We start from the raw sequence: 22272 nt of genomic DNA on the forward strand, positions 1-22272 counted from the left end.
TTCAGCCCGTTAAACCAGGTAAATTCCTTTTTCGTATACTATCTGTTCTTTACCATTTTGATAATGGACTTCTTCCAGCCGTTCTTTCTGTCCCGTCCGCTTACGGAATTCTATCAGGCAATTCGCCAATTGCAGGTTGCCACCAAGAAGTTTTTTCCACTTTTTGACCGCTGCCTTTTCATCATCCACTCCAAATATACAGCGCTGCAATGTCCGGTTTTCATCTGCCGGGGCAATAGCGCCCACAGCACGCAGTCCCGCGTATCGCTCATCATCCCTTTCACTCCATTCAATGAAGAAGGGGTTCGGCAGGCGGTCCGAAAATTCCTCATCGATGAACAGCATTTTCCACTCAATAAGTTTCCCTTCCGTTGTCCGCCGGCTGCCGTCTAGAATTCCACTTGTCTGAAAGCCTTCTGCCGTTAAGCGCTCTTCCAGGTCTTCAATGGATTCAACGCGGAAACACACGGTGCCAAAACCAGCTCCATTATGAAGCAATAATTTCGTCAACGGATGGGAAGCGGATTCAGCAATTCGCCGGTTCTCCAGTGACAGCCATTCAATATAACTGTCTTTGCCATACCTTAAGGCGTTCCGGGTTCCCCAGTTCTCATGGCGTCCGCCAATTACTGCATGCTGATTTTTTTGTTGCCAAAATTCGACTGCCTGTTCCGGTGTTTCTTCTATAAAATGTATGACGTGATCAAATTTCATCGTTTCCACTCCCTTTACGCTGTTACTATAAGCTTTCGCCATGTTCAGTTAAAAACCTTCCGGCTGATTCCTGTCCATCGATTTGGGCGATATACCACCTTTCTTGCCATATGGGTGGTTTTCAAGCGTTATTTTCGATAGGCTGGGGTATATAGAAAATATCTTTTCATTAACTCAGGAGGTCGACATGGACAAAAAATTATGGACAAATCCCGTTTTTCTGGTTTCAACAGCCGTGATTCTGTTGCTGGTGGTGCTCGGCGCACTCGCCAACGAACAATTCCAATCAGTATCCGACACGCTTTTCAACTTTACCACCAATAACTTCGGATGGTTCTACCTGCTTGCTGTATTCATCATTACCCTCTTCCTCATCTTTATATCCATCAGCAAATACGGCAATATCCGCCTTGGGGCAGATACGGATCGCCCCGAATTTCCCTTTTTCACCTGGATTGGCATGCTGTTTTCAGCCGGTTTCGGTGCAGGCCTTGTGTTTTGGGGCGTCGCTGAACCGATGAGCCATTTCTTCACCACCCCTTTTGGCAATGAAGCGCAAACGCCGGAAGCGGCCCGCATCGCAATGGGCTATTCCTTCTTCCACTGGGGCGTCAGCCAGTGGTCCGTGTTCGCCATTGTCGGACTCGTCATCGGCTTTCTGCAGTTCCGGAAGAAAAAATCCGGATTGGTTTCGACCGCCCTTGAGCCGGTGACCGGTTCAAAACCACTGATCAAGCAATCCATCGATTCCCTGGCCGTCATCGCAACCGTCATGGGGATTGCCACATCTCTGGGACTCGGTGTCCTGCAGATGAACGGCGGGTTGAACGCCGTCTTCGGCATCGAGAATTCATTCACCATCCAATTGATCATCATCGGCGTCATGTTTGCCGCCTATACGCTATCGTCATCGACCGGACTGCATAAAGGCATCGCCTATCTCAGCAATTTGAATCTTGGCCTGGCCCTCGTGCTGATGGTATTCGTCTTTTTCGCCGGCCCTACTGTGTTTATCATGGAAACCTTCACTCTTGCTTTGGGTGATTACATCACCAACTTCGTGCAGTACAGCCTGCGCATGGAACCATACGCGGACGGTGAATGGGTCCGCGGCTGGACCATCTTCTACTGGGCCTGGGCCATCGCCTGGTCGCCGTTTGTCGGCGCCTTCGTTGCCCGCGTTTCACGCGGGCGCACAATCCGCGAGTTTGTGCTCGGCGTGCTGGTCATTCCGCCAGCCATCGCATGTGTGTGGATCGCCGTCTTCGGCGGCACCGCTTTGTATTATGATTTGAACAACGGCACAGGAATCGCGGAAGCGGTCAATAACAACCTGACTTCGGCGCTATTCCAGACCTTCAGTGTCTTGCCACTGACTACGATTATGTCAATTCTCGCGATTCTTTTGATCTTTACATTCCTGGTAACGTCTGCTGACTCCGCCACTTACATCCTGGCGAGCATGACGAGCCACGGAAGCCTGAATCCGCCAACTGCTTTCAAAATGATCTGGGGCGTATTGATGGCTGCCATTGCAGCAGTCCTTCTTTACTCAGGCGGACTCGAAGCGCTGCAAACCGCTTCCCTGATTTCGGCCCTGCCGTTCACCGTGCTGCTCCTGCTCATGGTATGGTCGTTCGTGAAGCTGCTGCGCGATGAAACACCGCCGATTCGCAAATCGGATTTGCGCCAGTTTAAAAAGATGGAACGCGAAGCCCGCAAGGATCAGCGAAAATAAAAGAAATTAAAAAAGCTCAACCCTTTCCAAACGGAAGGGTTGAGCTTTTTTGTGGTCAGATGCGGCCCGGCTTAACGGGTGCCGTCGCTTTTCTTTGTCCAGACTCCAACGGCCAACTCCTCGGACTTAAGCTGCCCTTCCTGTGCGGCAAAAGACGCCGCTTCGGAAGTTCGTCTTAAGCCTGTCGGAGCTTAACGGCCGTTTCCGCTTTTCTTTGTCCAGACTCCGGCGACCCAGCTCTTCGGGTCATAAGCCACTTTGGCTGTGCGGCTGGAAAAATGCCGCTTCGCCAAATCGTCTTATGCCTTTCAGAGCTTAACGGGTGCCGTCGCTTTTCTAATTACTTATCTTCATTGATCAAACGTACAGTTTCATCGAACTCTGTTTCAATCTCAGGGTTCGGTTTGTAAGTGACAAGACTCACCAACCAGGCAACCAATAGACAAAGGATGAATCCTGGAATGATTTCATAGACACTGCCGATGAAATTAGTAGTCGCTGTTGCGCCAGCATCTTCTGGAGTCGTACCTACCAAATCCCAGATGATGACAATTGCGGCACCGACGATCATGCCAGCGAGTGCTCCCATGCTCGTGAACTTACGCCAGAATAATGACAACAGGATCAGCGGACCGAATGCGGCACCGAAACCTGCCCATGCGTAAGCAACCAGTTCTAAGATGGTTGCATTCTTTTCCCATGCAAGTACAGCAGCTAACAAAGCTACGATCAATACACCCGCACGGCCAAGATTTACTACAACTGTATCTGAAACTTTCTTTTTGAATGCGATTTTATACAAATCTTCTACCAGTGCCGAAGAACTTACAAGCAATTGCGAAGATATTGTACTCATAATTGCCGCTAGCACCGCCGCCAACATCAAACCGGCAATTAACGGGTGGAACAGGATCTGTCCAAGCGCGATGAATACCGCTTCCGGATCCGTCAGTGTAGCACCTGGATTCTGCTGGAAATATGCGATACCGACAAGCGCTGTTGAAACAGCTCCGATAAGGCTCAGAATCATCCAGCCAATACCGATGCGGCGAGCAACACGGACTTCTTTCAAAGTCTTGATCGCCATAAAACGGACGATGATGTGGGGCTGTCCAAAGTAACCAAGTCCCCATGCTACAGCTGAAATGACACCGACAACTGATACACCGGTAGTGAAGTTAAGCAAAGTCGGATCTACTGCACGAATGCTGTCTGCAGTTCCTTCAAAACCGCCAGTCGAAAAAATTCCGATGGACGGGATTGCGATCAATGCCAGGAACATCATGATTCCTTGGACAAAGTCAGTATAACTGACGGCAAGAAATCCGCCGAATAATGTATAAGCTACAACTACTGCGGCTACGATGACCATCCCAAGCTGATAGCTCAGCCCGAATGAACTTTCGAAGAATACGCCTCCTGCCACCATACCTGAAGAAACATAGAAAGTGAAAAATATCAAAATGATTATGCCTGAAACAATTCTTAATAATCTTGAAGAATCTCTTAACCTGTTTTCCAAAAAGCTTGGAATGGTAATGGAATCTTTTGTAACAAGCGAATAAATACGTAAACGTGGTGCTACGAAATACCAGTTCAAATAGGCACCGATCGTCAAACCGATCGCTATCCAAACTTCCACTAGGCCTCCTACGTAAATGGCACCCGGAAGACCGAGCAATAACCATCCCGACATATCGGATGCTCCTGCACTGAGTGCGGCTACGGCAGGTCCAAGACCCCGGCCACCCAGCATGTAATCTGACAAATTGACGGTTTTACGATAAGCATACCATCCGATGAACAACATAGCGATGAGGTAAATAATTAGCGCTATGATTTGATAAGTTAAATCTGACATCTTATCTCCCCCTTCCACACCATTGTAACATCCTGAGTCTTTAATACCAGTAAATATTTGTTTTATTTCCTATTAAAATGGGGAAATGAGAGGCAAGGAGGCGATTATTGTGCCATGGAATAAAGACGATTATCCGGATTCATTCAAAAATTTGAACGCTGATGTACGCAACAAAGCAATTGAAATCGCTAATGCGCTCCTCAGAGATGGGTATGAGGAGGGGCGTGCAATTTCAATTGCCACAGCTCAAGCTCAAAAAAATGTGGAAGGGGAAGGGGACCATCCCATTTACGAAATCCGCTCCCACGATGATGGCTGGCAATTGAAGAAAAAGGACAGTAAAAAAGCAATATTAATTGAAGAAACCAAAGAGGAGCTCATGGATGAGGCAAAACGCTATGTCACCAAGAACCACGGTGAACTCCATATCTATACTAGTTCCGGTGAGCTTCAGGACACACTCTACGAAGATTAAAACGACTATAAAAGCCGCTGTCAATTGACAGCGGCTTTTCATTTAAACCAGCCTTTTTCCTTGAAACGCGAAATGGCTTCAATCCGGTTACTGACTTCCAATTTATCAAGGATAGTGGAGATGTAGTTCCGTACTGTCCCCGATGTGATAAACATCTCTTTCGCGATTTCGTTGGTGCTGCGGCCTTGCGCGATCAGCTCCATCACTTCTCTTTCCCTCTCTGTCAGGGGATTGTCACCCGCATAAGCAAGATCTACAAGTTCAGGAGCATAAATGCGCCGCCCTGCCATGATGCTGCGGATCGATGTGGCGAGATCTTCACTCGGACTGTCTTTCAGCAGATAGCCGCTGACTCCAGCGTTTCTGGCACGTTCAAAATAACCCGAACGCGCAAAGGTCGTCAGTATGATGACTTTGCAGGGATGCTCTTTCAGATGTTCAGCTGCATCCAACCCGCTTTTCAATGGCATCTCGATATCCATGATGCATATATCCGGATTCAGCTCTGCTACCAGGTCGATTGCTTCCTGACCGTTCGCAGCCATCCCCACCACTTCCATATCTTCTTCAAGATCAAGCAGGGAGCCTAAAGCTCCAAGCATCATTCGCTGATCTTCAGCCAATACGATTCGGATCATACCATCTCCTCCTTGGAATTATGAAGAATTACATTAGGGACGCGTATATTCAAAGTCATCCCCTCAGTACCTTTTATATCCGCTGAGCCGTTGATGAATTCAAGCCGCTCCCTCATTCCGGCCAAGCCATTGCCTTGCATGAATCCACCGGTTTCCGGCAAGCCGACGCCATCATCCTGCACCTGCACCAGCACTTCCTGCGGTGTTTGCTTGATAAGGATGATGCATCTTGTGGCCCCGCTGTGCTTGACGACATTATTAACTGCTTCTTTCAGGCACATGCTGAGGACGTTTTCCACCAGTAAAGGCGTGTTCTTAAGTTTCGGGCTGCCGTACATCACAAAATCGATTTCAGCGGCTTTCAGGATTTGCTGCACCCGCAGCAATTCATCTTCCAATTTCGTCCCTCGCATATCCGACACCAGTTCACGCACTTCTTTCAACGCCGTACGCGCTGTTTGCCTGACATCATTGATTTCATTCAGCGCAGCTTCCGGATCCCGGTAAATCAGCTTGCTCGCCAAGTCACTTTTCAGTCCCATCAAGGATAGTTTTTGACCGAGCGTATCGTGCAGATCCCGGGCGATGCGCTCCCTTTCTTCTATAATGACCAATTGCGAAATACGCTTGTTTGCATCTTCCAGCTGCCCTTCCAGCTTTTCACGTTTATTGCGGTTATATGTGTTGAACGGCAAAAGGATGACCCCGAGAATTGTCAGTACAATGAAAGGCAATTGGGACATGAACAATACGCTGTGGAAGGCGATGCCAAAAGCCACAGCCGTGATCGTGGTGCCAATATGAATCCCATAAATGATGAAGAAGCCTATTTTATTGCGGATATTGCCAATGAAAAACGCTACGAAGATCGCCAGATAAACATAGCCGAACAGGTAGGTCAGGACGATATTGACCGCCATCTCCATGCTCACCCAGACATAGACAAAACCGGTTCTCGAATTTACAGACAGGCGATAGGCCAAAAAGAACAGCCCTAACAGGGCGATGCCTACAAAAATTTCGATTGCCGATGACGAACGGAAAATGAAAAAGAAAGGCAAAATACAAAAAATCACCCAAGCATAAAGGCTGAGCCATGGGTTTTTCGGAAATAATTGATACCAGCTTTGCATAAGCTCCTCCTCGTATTGCTATTATTATCCATCATACCAAAAACTGAATCAAAGAAAAAACCATTCCGGAGAGGAATGGCTTTTCAATCTTTAGTTGGCAGCTGTCTTCTTGGAATCCTCCAGAAGATGTTTAATGTCGCCAAACGTAACAAAGGTTTTATTTTTTGCGTCATATACTTTATAACGCAGTGATTTAAGACTGGATTTAATGTTAATCGTTGTCGCCTGGTGAAGAGGCGGAGTTGAAACATGCGCTTTTTCCAAATTGTAGTTCGGTACACGCGGGCTTAAGTGATGTACATGGTGGAATCCGATGTTTCCTGTCACCCATTGCAAAACTTTTGGAAGCTGGTAATACGAACTTCCTTCCACAGCAGCTTTTACATAATCCCATTCGCTTTCATCTTCGAAATACGAATCTTCAAATGTATGCTGTACGTAGAACAGCCAGATGCCTAGTGCTCCGGCTACGAACATTGTCGTGCCTTGGACGATCAGGAATGCCTGCCAGCCGATTGCCCAAATCAGCAGTGAATAAATCACCACTAATGAGATGTTGATCAGGTAAGTATTGTTGCGTTCCTTTTTGCGAGCGTCTTTGCGGTTGAAACGGCTCGAAATCAATACAAGGAATAATGGCCCTAATCCAAACATGACCAGCGGATTACGGTACATGCGGTATTTGAAACGTTCCCATTTTGATGCTTCAACATATTCCTCGATCGTCATAACCCAGATATCGCCGACTCCCCGTTTGTCGAGGTTGCCGCTTGAAGCATGGTGAATTGTATGTTCGCGTTTCCACTTTTCAAACGCGAATAATGTCATAATGCCTGTGATTGTGCCTACAATGGCATTCGCTTTTTTGTTTTTAAAGAAAGATCCATGTGTACAATCATGGAAAATGATGAACGTTCTGATTACAAATCCTGCGGCTACGATGGATGATGCAATGCTCAGCCAGATCGACACGTCCAATGCCTGATACGCAAGGAACCAGAACAGGATGAATGGAGGTATGGTATTGACCAATTGACGGACGCTTGCTTTCACATCTGCCTGCTCAAAAGGTTTCACGAATTTACGGAGTTGCGCTGTTTTTTCTTTACTCATGATTTTCCTCCTTATTCGGACATTTGGAGTCCGCATAACTTATTGACCTAATCATAAAGAAAGAATCAGGTATGAATAAGTCATAAACGCACGGATTTATACATGACACTTGTCATGTATGTCACTTACACGTGAGTTTTCTTTCCAAATAAGCAGGGTATTATAAGATTAATATGAATACATAAACTGGACATGACAAAACCTTTCAAACAGCAATCTTAAAAGACGATAACTCCTTTACACATTAAAGAAAGAGGTGGATTCCATGATTTATCTGGTTGCAGTCATTATGATCTTTTCCATACCGTTAGCCGCGATCATCACATCACATTTGGAAACGCAGACCAAACTGAAACATAAGATGATCGAAAGCGAAGTTGAGCTGGAAAAGCTTAAGCATGAAAACTATGTTATTGAAACGCAAAAATTGCGGTTGGAACTGGAACAGATGAGACTGGAAGACGCGAAAAAGGAGCAGGATTTTTTAGCGAAATAAAAAGGCAGAGCTGAAAAATCAGCCTTGCCTTTTTTAAATTTATGCCATTACTTGCTGTTCAATTTCCTTCAATCCGTAAAAATAGCCTTTGCTTCGCATCAATTCATCGTACGATCCCTTTTCCATCAGCTTCCCATTTTCAAGCACAATAATCTGGTCCATCTTTTCAAGTCCGGTCAAGTCGTGGCTGACAATAATAAACGTTTGCTCTGGATAGTCATTGAAAAGGCGTTCATATATAAGCTGCCCGGTTGCAGAATCGACAGAAGAAACGGGTTCATCCAACATCCATACTTCCCCTTTTTTCAATATCGCTCTTGCTATTGCCAGACGTTGTTTTTCGCCGCCTGAGAAATTCTGCCCTTTTTCCTCAACATCCATTTCAAGGGAGAACCTGCCAAGTTCCACCCTTTCCAAAGCCGCTGCCAATTGATCATCGTTTGCTTTCGAATCGGCAATCTTCAGGTTGCTGCGCAATGTACCTTGGAAAAAGTGATTTTCCTGCAGCACCACGTTCAAGCTCTGCCAGATGCTTTCCTGTGAAAATTTTTCTGAATTCGCACTATTAATCAATACCTGGCCACTTCGCGCCGGCAATATATCCATTAACACAGCCAGCAAAGTCGATTTCCCTGAGCCACTCGGTCCGACAATTGCAGTTTTACTGCCTCGCGGCAAATCAATGGAGACATCATCGAGCGCCGGCCGCTGCTCATCCGGAAATACATAAGACAAATTCCTGGAGGAGATTGAAAGTCCACCTTCCGGCAAATCTGAACTTCCCTTCACGCGTGGCATTTCATCGACTATAGAGTCCAAACGGACTGCCGCTTTGCGGCTTTCTTCGAAATGGGATGGGAAGGCCGCCATAGGTGCCATATTTTCAAAAACGCCGAGCGAAATCATCACCAGCATAGCAAGGAATAAACCATCCAATTCTCCGGCCGCTGTAAAATAAGCTCCGCTTGCCAGGATGGCCAAAGAAATTACCAATGCGATAAACCCATTCATCGATTGGCTGTAAACTTCTTCTTTGCCTTCATTTCTCTGCTCTTCATTATAGAAATCGATCAAATCGGATATTTGCTGTTCTTTGCCAGCCAATTGCCGGTGAATCTTCAAATCCCGGAAGCCGTAAAGGAACTCAGCTGCTTCCGCTGATAATGCCCCCCTGCTTTCTCTCGTCCGCCAATCACGACGACGCTTTCGCCAGGCAAAATAAGCTGGAACCGCGACCGCGGTCAATAGATAGCCGATCGCCAGCAGGATCGCTGTGTAGATTGAAAAGTACACTGTAAAAAGAATCGTTCCCATAAATACAAGCAACAGGACGACTGGCGGATAAAAAACACGCAGCAGGAAATTCTGCAGGCTCTCAACATCCCCGATAATCCGCGCCAATAAATCTCCGCTCCGGTATTTACTGTAAAGTTCCGGCGCTAATGGCGATAGCCGCTCAAAAAACGAAACCCTTAAATTTCCCAGCATAGTAAAGGTTGCTCTATGAGAGAACAGTCTTTCTGAATAACGGCTGACTGCTGAACCGAGACCGAATAACTTCAGGCAGGCGCCTATTACAATCAATACGGTCATTTGGCCGGTCAACGCCGCTTTGGAGATCAAGTAACCACTTGAAGCAAGCAATGCTACACTGGCCAATCCTGCCAGCACACCAAAAACGATGGCCAGTGAGACATCCCTTTTTTCGCGTAATGTAAGTTTCAGCACGTGCGTCAATTCACTCATCGCATTGCACCTCCTGTTTGAAGCGGCAGAAGATTTTGATATGGCGTGAAGTTTGCAGCCAGCTCCTCATGTGGACCGACAGCTGCCACTCTGCCGTTATCAAGATAAACGATCTGGTCTGAATCGCGGATTGTATGCAACCTGTGCGCCACCGTTATAACTGTCGCGTTACGTGAAAGTTCAGCAATCGATTGTTGCAGAATCCGTTCTGTCTGCAAATCCAAACCAGTCGTCGGTTCATCGAACAGGATTATGGTCGGTTTTTTCAAGAAGGCGCGGGCCAGGGCGATACGCTGTTTTTCCCCACCCGACAAGCCGCGTCCCCCTTCGCCAACACGTGTATGGTAGCCTTCAGGCAATGACTCGACCAGTTCGTGTATCCCCGCTTTTCTCGCAGCTTCATCAATTTCTTTCGCGCTCGGATTTCCATTGACTCCAATTGCGATATTTTCTCTGATCGTACCGGCGAAAAGATAAGGGGATTGTGAAATATAACTAAGTTGTTTAAACCAGGAAGATTCATCGATTTCTTTTCTCGGTTTTCCATCAATCAGGATATCGCCATCATCAATCGGCAATAATCCCGCAATCAGGTTCATCAGAGTGGTTTTCCCTGAACCGCTTTTTCCGATAACCGCAATTTTGCTGTAAGGCTTTATGGCCAATGAAATATCGGCCAGTTCAAATTGCTGGCCATATGAAAAACTCAAATGTCCGATATCCAATTGAGGGACTTTCCCATCCGGCAATTCGATATCCCCCCACTCCACTTGTTTACGTTCTTTCGAAAATTCTTCATTCATCATTTGTGAAGCAGAGACACTTCCGCGCGCTGTATGGAACGCGCTGCCGAAATCTTTCAGCATCGTAAAGAAATCAGGAACCAGGATCATGATGAAAAACGCACTGAAAAAAGTGAGATTATCGAATACAACCAGCCGCAAACCCACTTCCAGGGCGATGATCCCGATACTCAGCATCGAAATATATTCAAGGGTCAATGAGGACATAAATGCCGACTTCAGCACATCCATGGTTGAATCCCGGAAATTTTTGCTGCTTTCTTTTATTTTTTCTTTTTGTTTTTCTCCTTGACCGAATAGGCGCAAAGTCGTCAGCCCTTGCAGGATATCAAGAAAAGTTCCGGAAAATCTGTTGAGCTGCACCATCTTTTCATCCGCTTTTTCTTTTGTCCGCTTACCGACAATTGCCATGAAGACCGGGATAAATGGAGCTGTCACCAAAATAATCAAACCGGTCGTCCAGTTTTGTGAAAAAATAGCGGCCAACAGCATGATTGGAATAATATAACTTTGAATCAACTGGGGAATATATTTACTGAAAAAGCCATCCGTCTCATCCACCGCATCCATCAATAAGCTCACTTTTTGGCCGGAATGGCTTTCAGTTGAAGATAGTAATGGATCTTCTTTGAACGATTGGATCAACCTTAAACGAAGCTGCTTTTTAATCGAAGCTGCCATATCGACACCCGTCCGACCGATCAGATAGCCTGTACCGGAACGGATGATAATGGCAAGTAATAATCCGATCAGAAACGGAGTGATTTCTTCAAAAGAACTATTTCTTATAAAGACGCAATCTACAACAAGAACGAAAAATACAGCCTGACCAATCATTGCGGCTCCTCTAAGGGCAGACATCACAATCAGCAGGCTTATTGCACTTTTTTGTTCGAAAGCAAGTTGTTTCAAGTCTTTCATGCCGCTCTTCCTCTCCATTCGTATACCCCTATTATAAAGCATAGCCGGTTATATTCCGTTCCATGCGCCTGTCTTGCAGCTATAAATCCCCGATTTTGTTACAGCCTTGTTAACAAACTTCCTGTGTTTTATTTCCTGGGAAATAGTATCATTTATCGCAAAGAAAAAACCCACAACAATGTATGTTTGCGGGTCTTCAGAATATATTGTCTTGTCTATCCAATTCATTGCCGGAATTTGAAATCACTTTTTGAAGCAGGGCTATATCCTCTCTGATTTGCTGGCGCATGGAGAGGTCAGTGCATTTCCGATATTCGTGCTGCAGCTTATCCAGTTCGTAAACGAAAACGACTTTTTCCTCTTCTTTAACCATAATGGCCACCTCATAGTATAGTAGTTTTAAAGGCTTATACTATAGTACCTATTTATTTGAGTTGAATTATACCCTACCTAGTGATAAATTGCTATCTATTTGCTATTTTTTAAATTAATAGAAGTACTACAGAGTATGATAGCATTCCGATTCCAAAAGAGACGAAACTGCTTTCACGCTCTTCAGGCAGCTCTTCTTTCATTACGTTAAGAATGACGCCGCCTGCCAACAGCGCTACAAGAAAGGAAACCACGACATCCGACACTTCTGTAAAAATACCTGTCAGCCAGCCGACGACGATTGCTGCAGTCAACAGCCATCTGCCGTATTTGTCATAATCCGCTTCATGTGAGCTTCGCAAAGCTTTGTCGTTCGTTATAAAATGGAGACCCATCGCCACGAAATAAAAGAAAGTGCCCCAGCTGTTTTCAAAATGGTCATGAACCAATAAATATCCAATCAGTGAATTATATAACGTGAAAGAACCGATATGGATCCAGAAAACCCCGGAGCCTCCCTTCACTTCGCCGCCTTCACTTTTTTTCGATTTTTTGACCATCACTTCCAGCCCGTAAAAGATTGCGAGTCCGATCATTGCAACAATATAGATATGGCTCTCAATGAAAGCCCAGGCGCTGCCTTCCAGTTCACCTTCCAGCTCACTTTGGAAATGGCCAAGCTCCGGAAGAAGATGCAGAAACACATAAGCTACTGAAATGCCGCCGGCAACGGACAAAAAACGGCTGCGTGGAACAACTTTAAGAAACTTCATATATTTTGAAAATAAATGAATAAGTACAAAACCGATAATATAAATAAGAGTAGTCCAAAACATCTGAATCGCTCCATTCGTATCTTGACAAGAGGTTATTCCCGTCTAGCCGATGGGATGAAATAGATTAAAAGAAGAAAAACAGGTGAGGATTTTTAAACTCACCTGCTTGCTATACAAAGCTGCCCTTACTGCTGGCCGCGTCCGTTCTGAATCCATTGTGCCACTTCGACAGTGTGCTTCGCCTGGTAATGGACAGCATCCTGTACATCTTCGACCATATTGCCGTCCTGATCGACTGAAACACTTGTGCCGTATGGGTTTCCTCCAGCTTTAAAGAGAACGGGATCTGCATAACCCGGTGCCGCCACTATTGCGCCCCAATGGAACATTGAGGTGTACAGTCCAAGAATCGTAGCTTCCTGCCCGCCATGCGGATTTTGCGCGGAAGTCATCGCACTGACAACTTTATTCGCTAATTTCCCTTGTGCCCATAAGCCGCCGGTCGTATCAAGGAATTGCTGGACCTGGGACGATACGTGGCCGAAACGAGTTGGCACACTGAAAATAATGGCGTCTGCCCAATCCAGCAGATCGACTTCTGCTGTAGGTACATCCGTTGTTGCATTTAAATGTTCACGCCAGGCAGGGTTAGAGTCGATTGCTGCATCCGGTGCATTTTCTCTCACTTTCGCTACCTTCACTTCTGCTCCTGTTTCCTTAGCCGCTTCTTCAGCCCATCTGGCCAATTGATAATTGGTCCCTGTCGAGCTGTAATAAATGATTGCCAGTTTCACATTTGCCATTTTGAACATCTCTCCTTTAGATAAGTTTTCCCGTGGCAGTTGCAGTCCAATTAAATATCCTGCATTCAAGATATTTGTTACTCTATCAGTTTCCCCTGTATTGATTTCAATTAAACAAATTTTCACTGTTTTCATCACAGAAAAAGGCGCCGCAAAAAAAATGCGGCGCCCTTTTTCCTTCGATTCCCAATATGGCTCAAAGTGGATTCCTTATACCCCGCTCCTCTGTGTAAGTTCCACTGACAGTTCGCGCAGTTTGAATTTCTGGATTTTACCGGATGCCGTCATCGGATATTCTTTGGTGAATTCAAAATAACGCGGAATCTTATGGCGCGAAATCTTTCCTGTGCAATAATCCCGAAGCTCTTCCGCGTCCAGACTTTCGCCTTCTTTTAAAATGATCCATGCCATCAATTCTTCCCCGTATTTCGGATCCGGCACGCCGACTACTTGGACATCCTGGATAGCATAATGGCTGTAGAGGAATTCCTCGATTTCACGCGGATAAATATTTTCTCCTCCGCGGATGACCATATCCTTGATCCGGCCGGTGATGGCAATATATTCGTCTTCATCCTCCACCGCAATGTCGCCCGTGTGCAGCCAGCCTTCCGGATCGATCGCATTTCTGGTCGCTTCTTCATTTTGATAATAGCCCTTCATTATATGGTAGCCTCGTGTGCACAATTCACCTGGCACACCAGCAGGCACCGTTTCACCTGTAGCAGGATCGATGATTTTCACTTCGACTTCAGCATGCGGTTTGCCGACAGTGGAGACCCGTTTCTCGATATCATCGTCTGCCCGTGTTTGTGTGATGACCGGTGAAGATTCCGTCTGGCCATAGGCAATGGTGATTTCTGATGCCCCCATATCACTGATCACTTTCTTCATCACTTCGATCGGACACGGTGAACCGGCCATGATGCCAGTACGGAGAGTCGACGTGTCGAACGATGCGAAATCCGGATGGTTCAGCTCAGCGATGAACATGGTCGGTACACCGTGCAGCCCTGTGCATTTTTCATCTTGCACCATTTGCAGCACCTTTTTCGGTTCAAACTGTTCAGCAATGACCATCGTCGTCGAATGCGTGACGGCCGCCATCGTTCCGAGAACACAGCCGAAACAATGGAAGAAAGGCACCGGGATACACAAACGGTCATGCTCGGTCAGGTTCATCGTATCACCGACCAGTTTACCGTTGTTGACGACATTCAAATGTGTCAGCATGACTCCTTTGGGGAATCCTGTCGTACCGGAAGTATATTGGATATTGATGACATCATCCGGATCCATCGATTGGAATCGCTCTTCCAATTGTTCGTCTGAGACCCTGTCTGCGAAAGCTTCGAATTCACTCCACGTAAAAATACCGGGATTTTGATTTTCGCTCATGACGATGACCCGCTTGAATTTCGGCAGCACTGCGCTGTCAATTTCGCCTTTCCGGGATTCTTTCAGTTCCGGACAAACAGTATTAATAATATCGATATAATTATTCCCTTTGAATTCTTCCCCTAAAATCAATGTCGTCGAATCGGATTGCTTCAATAGGTATTCCAGTTCGCTCGACTGGTAGCTCGTATTGACGGTCACCAGCACACCGCCCATTTTGCCTGTAGCAAATTGGCTCAACAGCCATTCACGCTTATTATCCGACCAAATGGCGACATGTTCCCCTTTTTCAATGCCGATGCCCATAAAAGCTTTGGCCAGCCTGTCCGTTTCTTCATCAAATTCCTTGTACGTTTTACGGATGTTATGCTCCGGATAAACATAAGCCTCGGTATCGGGATGAAGAGTCGCCCGCTCACGCACCACTTCTCCTACGGTCTGTTTTAAAATCGCCATTTCCATACCCCCATGTTGTAAACGTTTTCAAATTCCTTATTATTTTATCATAAAATTCTAAATTATTTTAACCCTTTAGTATATAAACTCTGATCCTGTTCATCTATTTCCCGCCAAACAGTTGCTGTCTCATTTACTAAATTCCATGATAAACTTGTAGTATCATGAAACAGGAAAGGAACTGCAATGGAATTACAACAAATGCATCAAAACCTGGCTGAACGAATCGGCCGGCAGGAACTTGTTTCTGCGACCATCAGCCAGCCGCGGCAGAAATCGAACGATTTGAAACGCGTTAAAATAAAGCCTGTAGAAATTAAAAATGATTATCATATACAATTCGAATACCAGCATGAATATGTATTGAAACACAAAAACATGACGACGGAAGAAGCGACAGCAGAACTGGAGAATTTATTCACGGAGTTTCGCCAAGGGCTTTTCCAGTTCACTGAAGAAAAAGTGCAGCTCCAGCTTTCCAAGAAATTCAAAGTGAGCTGGAAAACCGAAGCAACCGAAAAAACAACAGCACAGCTATCGCATAACCGCAAAAAGCAATATCTGCTTGAAGACGGCATCCCATACCCATTTCTTGTTCGCCTCGGTGTTCAGAATCCCGATGGCAGCGTCAAAAAGCAGAAATACGATAAGTTCCGCCAGATCAACCGGTTCATCGAATTCATCGACGACGCACTGATCCATCTTCCAAAAGACCGGACTGTACGCATCCTTGACTTTGGTTCCGGTAAATCATATCTGACATTCGCACTCTATCATTATCTGCGGGTGGAAAAAGAGCTTGACCTGCGGGTGACCGGCCTCGACCTGAAAAAAGAAGTGATCGAAGAATGCCGGGGAATTGCGGAAGATCTGAACTATGAGCAATTGGAGTTTCTTGTGGGAGACATCAATGATTACAACGAGGAGTCCGCAGTCGATATGGTGGTTACATTGCATGCTTGCGACACTGCAACAGATATGGCGCTGTCCCGGGCGGTTAAGTGGAACGCGAAAGTCATTTTGAGCGTCCCTTGCTGCCAAAGCGAACTGAATCACCAGATTGACGCGCCGGAACTCGGCATCATGCTGCAGCATGGTTTGATCAAAGAACGCTTCAGCGCCTTGGCGACCGATTCCATTCGCGCTGAACTGCTGTCGCTCGTCGGTTATGAAACGCAATTGATGGAGTTTATCGACATGGAGCATACGCCGAAGAATATCCTGATCCGCGCCTATAAAACCGGACGGAAACCCGCAGACGGCCAGTTGGAACGCTATCGCCAGTTTACCGGCATGCTATCGGCAAACCCCTATCTTGAAAACGAATTGAAGGAGCTGCTATGAAAAGAATCCACATTGTCAACGGCATCATTTTAGCATTCTCCGTCATACTGGTACGCTATATCGATATGCACGTCTATGATATGCACATCATACTCAACTTGCTCGTTTTGGTCGGACTGATTGTCGGCGGGATGAAAATCGCCGAGCGCTTTCCGGCACTCGATTACGACGTCAGCAGAAAAACCGGCATGATCATCAACACGATTGTCGTACTTACGATTTTCCTGGCGTTTTTCGTTTTAGAATTAGGATGAAAAGAAGCATCCCTCCGTTTTTCGGAAGGATGCTTCTTTTCTGTTAAGGCGAATTTTCATTCGGCTTTTTATCTGCCTGTTCCTGAATGACTTCCATTACATATTCTTCAACAGGCTTCAAAGTGAACTCCAAGCCGCTCGTCTTCAAATTATTTTCAAGATAATCCAATTGATGGTCTTCAACGGACTCAGACTGAAGATTCAAGGCGTTGTTGACGTATAGCATCCCTTCATTGGTTGCCATCGGGCTGTCCACCCCATCTTCTTTTTTGCGGGCTTCCGCTTTTTCGATGCCGAATACCAGCCCTTCACCTTCCAGTTCCTTCATCGCTTTTTGATAACGTTCTTCACCTATCGCGCCGGACAGCCGCTTATCAAGATTTTTTACGTCATCCAGTGTAGCGCCTTTGAAATATTGCGCATAATAAGCGATTAAGATCTGCTCTTTATCCTGCAATTCCTTCATTGCAATTCCTCCCACATGAAAGCTGTTTACACCTCCTTTCCCCCTTTGTCGGTTCATTAGACATTTATTTGGAAATTCTGTTGCAATCAGCATTGTCTCGGTGTACTATTTAATTAATACAGTAAGACAAGGAGAGGTAATTATGAATCAATTGCGCGGCTTATTCATGAAAGACTGGACCATCATTAAAGGTTATCTATTAATAGCATTGCTATTGGATGTCCTTATACCATTCGGTTCAGCGATGCTGTTTCAAGTGGAGTTTTTTGAAGGTTTGCTGGTTTTTTCGGGTACAGTGATGGCATTGCATGCACTGCTGCCGATTGTCCTGCTTTCCATTCTTTTCACGAAAGATATGGACCGCCCTGATATCTTCTTTCATTCCAGTGCGTCGATACACACAATCAATGCCAGCAAATTTGCCGCGGTTCTTTTGGCTACAGCCATTTCGCTGGTCTGGATCAGCTTACTGACATTCGTATTCCTGCTTTTTGCACCTGATTTGGAGGAAATGAAGAGTTTTATCCCTTCCGGCGCCGCTTTTGCAGCAGGAATCTTATTTTTCTCATTATTGATTACAATTATCTATTATTTCTATCTAACAATGTTCTATACCATGAAACCAAAAATTGGCGGTTTTGCCTATATTGTCACGTTTGGCCTGTTTATCTTCGGCCTTGAAATGTGGGATCGCTTCATGGCGACGGATCTGTATGCCACTGCCACAGATTTTTGGGTAATCCAGCTGAACGAGTCTGAGCTTCTGACGAATATCGGGCGGGGCATGATGATATCTTTCGAAAATCAGCTTACGCTGCACGTCGGCCAATTACTGGTCAGCACTTTATTATTGATCCTGCTATACCTGATAGCGGCTTACTGGTTCGAGAAGAAAGTGAGGGCTTGAGATGGGGCTCGATTTTGAAAAAGACAAACCGATCTACCAGCAGCTGATCGACCGTCTGTCAGGCGATATCATCCGTCGCGTAAGAAAACCCGGCGATAAACTCCCTTCTGTGCGGGAATATGCAATCGACGTCGGCGTCAACGCCAATACCGTGCAACGTGTATACAAGGAGATGGAATCGATGGAACTTATAGAAACCAGGCGCGGCCAAGGGTCATTCATAACTGAAAATGAAGAGCGCCTGCAGCTGCTGCGCGACAGTAAAAAAGAGGATTTGGTCAAATCGTTCATAGCCAATGTGGAAGCCTACGGTTTTTCGAAAGATGAAATCGTGGAACTCGTCAGGAGGGAAATAAAATGATTGAACTGAGCAACGTAAAAAAAGCGTACGGATCCACCAAAGCCCTGAACGGCATCAATCTGCGCCTTGAACCAGGAAAAATCATTGGCATTGCCGGTGAAAACGGCAGCGGTAAGTCGAGTCTGCTGAAAGCAATCGCAGGTGTCAGCAAAATCAGCAGCGGCTCTGTTTTAATTGACGGAAAGCCGGTCTCCCGAAAGGATGCGGCACGAATCGCCTATCTCCCTGACGCTGATATGTTCTATTCTTATTTTACCGTCGGGCAATTGTTCTCCTATTATAAGAGCCAGTTCGCCGATTTCAATGAAACGAAGGCGAAGGAAGTATTGGATTTTTTGGAAGTTCCGCTTTCTTCGAAAATGAAGAATCTGTCCAAAGGAATGCGCGGACGGGCAAAAATGGCTGCAACTTTAGGGCGTGAAAGCCGTTATTATTTAATGGACGAACCTTTCTCCGGACTTGACCCGATGGTGCGAAGCGATTTGATCAAAGGACTGATCCGATTTACAGACCTCGAGCGCCAGACCCTAATCTTGTCGACGCATGAAATACGCGAAGCCGAAACTTTGCTCGATGAATTGGTTTTATTGAAAAACGGCAAGGTTCTGGCACACAGGCATTTGGATGAAATCCGCGGAGAAACGGGAATGGATACAGTGGAATGGATGACAAAAGAGACGAAAGCAGGTGCGGCTGGATGAGTGAACAAGCATTGGTGCAGATAAAAAATCTGTCAAAGACAATCGGCAGCAAGAGGATCATCAAGAACTTGAATCTCGATTTGTACAAAGGCCAGATCACGGGATTTCTGGGCCCGAACGGAGCAGGTAAAACGACGACGATCCGGATGATGGTCGGACTGATGAAACCATCTGAAGGCGATGTGCTGATCGACGGAAAATCAGTGAAGCACAATTTTGAAGAGAGCATCGAAAAAGTCGGCGTGATTGTCGAAAACCCGGAAATGTATAAATACATGTCCGGTTATAAGAACTTGCTCCACTTTTCAAGAATGCATAAAGGCATTTCAAAAAAACGGATTGATGAAGTGGTCCACCAGGTCGGCATGAAAAACCGCATCAATGAAAAAGTCGGTTCGTATTCACTCGGCATGCGGCAGCGCCTCGGTTTGGCACAAGCCCTCCTGCATGACCCGAAATTTCTGATTCTCGATGAACCCACCAACGGACTCGATCCGGCCGGCATCCGGGAATTCCGTTTATATCTGCAGAAAATTGCACGTGAGAACGGCGTGGCTGTTTTTGTTTCCAGCCATTTATTGTCAGAAATCGAATTACTGTGCGACCGGATCGCCATTATCCAAAATGGTGAGTTGATCGATATCAAAAACGTAAAAGAGCTTCAGCAGTCCCGCTTCCTCTTTAAAGTTGAACCTCTGGATGAAGCGGAAGAAATACTGACCGGCATAGGCTTTCCGGTTTCACAATTCGAAGGTGGATTATTGGTCGAAACAGAGGCGGAACATGTTCCCGGGGCAGTGAAGATCCTCGTGAATGCAAACATTTCAATATTTGCTGTCCAGCCTTTCAAGGCGACTTTGGAAGATCAATTCCTTGAAATGACAGGAGGTGGAGACATTGCTCAAGCTCACTCAAAATGAATGGATGAAATTATGGAGCCGTAAATCCTCCTGGATCATGATCATCCTATTGGCCCTCATCCTGCTGGCATCTGCCGCCATCACCAAATGGGTCGATAACTCGATGGATATGAACAACACAGAAAGCTGGCAGGAAGTAGAAACCAATGAAATGATATACAACCAAAGCATGCTGGAAGACAACAGCCTGAGCGAGGCGCAGCGCGAGTTTTACGAAGGTGAAGTGGCCATTTCCGAGCACCGCCTCGAGAACGATCTGCCTCCGTATGAATACGACAGCATGCAGCAGGGCGTCATCGACTCGCATATCATGATGTCAGTTGTCACTTTGTTCACTGTCATCATCGCCGGCGGCATTGTCGCTGCGGAATTTTCGCAAGGCACCATCAAGATGCTCTTGACGCGACCGGTAAAACGCTGGAAGATTCTGACCTCAAAATATATCGCCACAATGCTTTATGCAATTCTGCTGGCGATAGTTTTATTCATCGTCACCGCCATCGCCGGATTGATCTTTTATGGCATCAGCGACGGGACATTCCTGACGTGGAACGGTTCTGAAGTTGTTGAAGGGTCGTTTTGGCTGGAAGGACTGAAAATGCTTGCACTCAGTTTTGCGAGCGTCTGGATCATCGGCACATTCGCCTTTATGCTGGGCACTGTATTCCGCTCCAGCTCGCTTGCCATCGGCTTGTCGATCTTCCTGATGTTCACGGGGATCCAGGCAGTATTCCTGCTGGCAAATTACGAAATCGTCAAATACTACCTCTTCACCCATACTGATTTGACACAGTATTATACTGGCTTCATGCCTGTTGAAGATATTACGATGACGATGTCGGTGATTGTGCTGATTGTGTATTTCATCATTTTCATGGCGATCAGCTACCTGACGTTCAGCAAACGGGATGTTACAGCTTAATATAGAAAAGCGACAGCGAAGAGATGGCCCAGATTTTTGGGTCCATCTCTTTGCGACGAAGCAGCGCAGCGATGCAGGAGCAGCCTTTGGCTGGCTTATGACCCGAAGAGCTGGGCCGCTGGAGTCTGGACACAGAAATACCCTTTCCCAACAATGTTAAACTGAAACAAACTAATCCGCGCAGGCAACGATTGCCTGCGCGGTTTTTTCGGTTATTTTGGCGAGTTGGGCATATATGAGGTAAAGTTGGGCATATCCTGATGAAAGTTGGGCATATTTCACCCTAACTTGGGCATAAATAAAAACAGCCCGAAATTTCCAGGCTGTTCCCTTATCAATATGCTATACCGACACGGCTCCGGACAAAAGTGGATTCCTCCAATTGCCGATAAGCGAATTCACCGGTGTCGCCCGTGCTGATTTCCTTGCCGCCTTCAGGCAGAAAGTCTTTCTCGACGCGGTAGCCGCCTTTCGCTTCGCCGTCCGGAAGATATGTCGGACAAACGATGGTCCATTCAAGATTCGACTGCTCCAGCAAGCGGAAAGCTTTTTCGTGCTCTTCGGCCGCAAAAGTCATTTTGCGGTTCGAGTCGCCGCCCTGGTACCGGAGTTTACCTTCTTCAAGCCGGCTGTCCAGGATGCCGGCTGTGCCGATTGTGATAATCCGGTTGATGCCATGACGTTCCATCGATTCGATGATGAACGGCAAAGCATCGGTCAAAGTGGTCGTCTTATCTGTTCCCAATGCGCTGAAGACCGCATCCGCCCCCGTTATCACGCGTTCAATATCTTTTCCTTCCCTTACATTGCCGAATACAGTTTCAAGGTTCGGGTGTTTGTCGAGTTTAGGAGAACGCTGCAGCGCCGTAACTTGGTGCCCGTCCGCCAAAGCGCGTTTCAGGATTTCACTTCCGACTCTGCCTGTTGCTCCGAATATCGCCAGTTTCATCGTAT

The 22272-nt window shown here is 46.3% G+C and carries 23 protein-coding genes; 10 read left to right on the plus strand and 13 right to left on the minus strand.

Features of this window, described 5'->3' with window-relative positions:
- Nucleotides 1-9: 9 nt before the first annotated feature.
- Nucleotides 10-714, minus strand: a complete 705-nt coding sequence (locus tag CXF70_RS07600) for a VOC family protein (protein WP_101802142.1) — start codon at nucleotides 712-714, stop codon at nucleotides 10-12.
- A 187-nt stretch (nucleotides 715-901) separates the two neighbouring features.
- Here CXF70_RS07600 and CXF70_RS07605 point away from each other — a divergent pair, with 187 nt between their 5' ends.
- Nucleotides 902-2452 carry a BCCT family transporter gene (locus tag CXF70_RS07605; RefSeq protein ID WP_101802143.1) on the plus strand — a complete coding sequence of 517 codons (1551 nt, stop codon included), beginning with the start codon at nucleotides 902-904 and terminating at the stop codon, nucleotides 2450-2452.
- 340 nt (nucleotides 2453-2792) lie between these two features.
- Here CXF70_RS07605 and putP read toward each other — a convergent pair whose 3' ends face one another.
- On the minus strand, nucleotides 2793-4313 hold the full coding sequence (putP, locus tag CXF70_RS07610) for a sodium/proline symporter PutP (RefSeq protein WP_101802144.1): 1521 nt from the start codon (nucleotides 4311-4313) through the stop codon (nucleotides 2793-2795).
- Nucleotides 4314-4422: 109 nt separating this feature from the next.
- On the opposite strand from putP, the gene CXF70_RS07615 reads away from it, so the two are divergent.
- Nucleotides 4423-4788, plus strand: coding sequence for a DUF2188 domain-containing protein (locus CXF70_RS07615; RefSeq protein ID WP_084243110.1), 366 nt, complete (start codon nucleotides 4423-4425; stop codon nucleotides 4786-4788).
- Between the two features lie 38 nt (nucleotides 4789-4826).
- Here the strand turns inward: CXF70_RS07615 and CXF70_RS07620 are convergent, their stop codons facing one another.
- The 3 genes from CXF70_RS07620 to desA form a co-directional block, all read right to left on the minus strand.
- The gene (locus CXF70_RS07620) at nucleotides 4827-5426 is read right to left on the minus strand and encodes a response regulator transcription factor (protein WP_084243111.1); all 600 of its coding nucleotides are present in this window, start codon (nucleotides 5424-5426) and stop codon (nucleotides 4827-4829) included.
- Nucleotides 5423-6559, minus strand: coding sequence for a sensor histidine kinase (locus tag CXF70_RS07625; RefSeq protein WP_101802145.1), 1137 nt, complete (start codon nucleotides 6557-6559; stop codon nucleotides 5423-5425). The genes CXF70_RS07620 and CXF70_RS07625 overlap by 4 nt, the downstream gene beginning before the upstream one ends.
- Nucleotides 6560-6649: 90 nt before the next feature.
- Nucleotides 6650-7672, minus strand: a complete 1023-nt coding sequence (gene desA, locus CXF70_RS07630) for a Delta(5) desaturase DesA (RefSeq protein ID WP_084243113.1) — start codon at nucleotides 7670-7672, stop codon at nucleotides 6650-6652.
- A gap of 265 nt (nucleotides 7673-7937) precedes the next feature.
- Between desA and CXF70_RS07635 the strand changes: the two genes are divergently transcribed.
- The gene (locus CXF70_RS07635; RefSeq protein ID WP_084243114.1) at nucleotides 7938-8168 is read left to right on the plus strand and encodes a hypothetical protein; all 231 of its coding nucleotides are present in this window, start codon (nucleotides 7938-7940) and stop codon (nucleotides 8166-8168) included.
- A 39-nt stretch (nucleotides 8169-8207) separates the two neighbouring features.
- On the opposite strand, the gene cydC is transcribed toward CXF70_RS07635, so the two are convergent.
- The 6 genes from cydC to CXF70_RS07660 all read right to left on the minus strand — a co-directional run bounded on the left by cydC (nucleotide 8208) and on the right by CXF70_RS07660 (nucleotide 15443).
- Nucleotides 8208-9914, minus strand: coding sequence for a thiol reductant ABC exporter subunit CydC (cydC, locus tag CXF70_RS07640; protein WP_101802146.1), 1707 nt, complete (start codon nucleotides 9912-9914; stop codon nucleotides 8208-8210).
- Complete coding sequence (gene cydD, locus CXF70_RS07645) at nucleotides 9911-11656, minus strand: thiol reductant ABC exporter subunit CydD (protein ID WP_369916930.1); 1746 nt, start codon at nucleotides 11654-11656, stop codon at nucleotides 9911-9913. Before cydD ends, cydC begins: the two co-directional genes overlap by 4 nt.
- Nucleotides 11657-11834: 178 nt before the next feature.
- On the minus strand, nucleotides 11835-12011 hold the full coding sequence (locus tag CXF70_RS18345; RefSeq protein ID WP_165850171.1) for a hypothetical protein: 177 nt from the start codon (nucleotides 12009-12011) through the stop codon (nucleotides 11835-11837).
- A gap of 109 nt (nucleotides 12012-12120) precedes the next feature.
- On the minus strand, nucleotides 12121-12846 hold the full coding sequence (locus CXF70_RS07650; protein WP_084243116.1) for a hypothetical protein: 726 nt from the start codon (nucleotides 12844-12846) through the stop codon (nucleotides 12121-12123).
- 125 nt (nucleotides 12847-12971) lie between these two features.
- The gene (gene wrbA / locus CXF70_RS07655; RefSeq protein ID WP_101802206.1) at nucleotides 12972-13589 is read right to left on the minus strand and encodes an NAD(P)H:quinone oxidoreductase; all 618 of its coding nucleotides are present in this window, start codon (nucleotides 13587-13589) and stop codon (nucleotides 12972-12974) included.
- Between the two features lie 210 nt (nucleotides 13590-13799).
- Nucleotides 13800-15443, minus strand: coding sequence for an AMP-binding protein (locus CXF70_RS07660; RefSeq protein WP_199172805.1), 1644 nt, complete (start codon nucleotides 15441-15443; stop codon nucleotides 13800-13802).
- A 186-nt stretch (nucleotides 15444-15629) separates the two neighbouring features.
- On the opposite strand from CXF70_RS07660, the gene CXF70_RS07665 reads away from it, so the two are divergent.
- Nucleotides 15630-16787, plus strand: a complete 1158-nt coding sequence (locus tag CXF70_RS07665) for a class I SAM-dependent methyltransferase (protein WP_101802147.1) — start codon at nucleotides 15630-15632, stop codon at nucleotides 16785-16787.
- Entirely contained in the window at nucleotides 16784-17041 is a 258-nt protein-coding gene (locus tag CXF70_RS07670; RefSeq protein ID WP_101802148.1) for a hypothetical protein, read from the plus strand. The genes CXF70_RS07665 and CXF70_RS07670 overlap by 4 nt, the downstream gene beginning before the upstream one ends.
- A gap of 43 nt (nucleotides 17042-17084) precedes the next feature.
- Here the strand turns inward: CXF70_RS07670 and CXF70_RS07675 are convergent, their stop codons facing one another.
- Complete coding sequence (locus tag CXF70_RS07675) at nucleotides 17085-17507, minus strand: hypothetical protein (protein ID WP_101802149.1); 423 nt, start codon at nucleotides 17505-17507, stop codon at nucleotides 17085-17087.
- Nucleotides 17508-17649: 142 nt separating this feature from the next.
- Here CXF70_RS07675 and CXF70_RS07680 point away from each other — a divergent pair, with 142 nt between their 5' ends.
- From CXF70_RS07680 to CXF70_RS07700, 5 genes are read left to right on the plus strand one after another with little or no spacing between them, the layout of a single operon-like run.
- Entirely contained in the window at nucleotides 17650-18414 is a 765-nt protein-coding gene (locus CXF70_RS07680; protein ID WP_101802150.1) for a hypothetical protein, read from the plus strand.
- 1 nt (nucleotide 18415) lies between these two features.
- The gene (locus tag CXF70_RS07685) at nucleotides 18416-18775 is read left to right on the plus strand and encodes a GntR family transcriptional regulator (protein WP_084243122.1); all 360 of its coding nucleotides are present in this window, start codon (nucleotides 18416-18418) and stop codon (nucleotides 18773-18775) included.
- Nucleotides 18772-19476, plus strand: coding sequence for an ABC transporter ATP-binding protein (locus CXF70_RS07690; protein ID WP_101802151.1), 705 nt, complete (start codon nucleotides 18772-18774; stop codon nucleotides 19474-19476). The genes CXF70_RS07685 and CXF70_RS07690 overlap by 4 nt, the downstream gene beginning before the upstream one ends.
- The gene (locus CXF70_RS07695) at nucleotides 19473-20396 is read left to right on the plus strand and encodes an ABC transporter ATP-binding protein (protein WP_084243124.1); all 924 of its coding nucleotides are present in this window, start codon (nucleotides 19473-19475) and stop codon (nucleotides 20394-20396) included. The genes CXF70_RS07690 and CXF70_RS07695 overlap by 4 nt, the downstream gene beginning before the upstream one ends.
- Nucleotides 20365-21318 carry an ABC transporter permease gene (locus CXF70_RS07700; RefSeq protein ID WP_233208570.1) on the plus strand — a complete coding sequence of 318 codons (954 nt, stop codon included), beginning with the start codon at nucleotides 20365-20367 and terminating at the stop codon, nucleotides 21316-21318. The genes CXF70_RS07695 and CXF70_RS07700 overlap by 32 nt, the downstream gene beginning before the upstream one ends.
- A 334-nt stretch (nucleotides 21319-21652) precedes the next feature.
- Here the strand turns inward: CXF70_RS07700 and CXF70_RS07705 are convergent, their stop codons facing one another.
- A complete protein-coding gene (locus CXF70_RS07705) occupies nucleotides 21653-22267 on the minus strand; it encodes an NAD(P)-dependent oxidoreductase (protein ID WP_101802153.1) in 615 nt (204 codons plus the stop codon).
- Nucleotides 22268-22272 lie beyond the last annotated feature (5 nt).

Source organism: Planomicrobium sp. MB-3u-38 (genome assembly GCF_002836425.1).
GTDB lineage: Bacteria > Bacillota > Bacilli > Bacillales_A > Planococcaceae > Planococcus > Planococcus okeanokoites.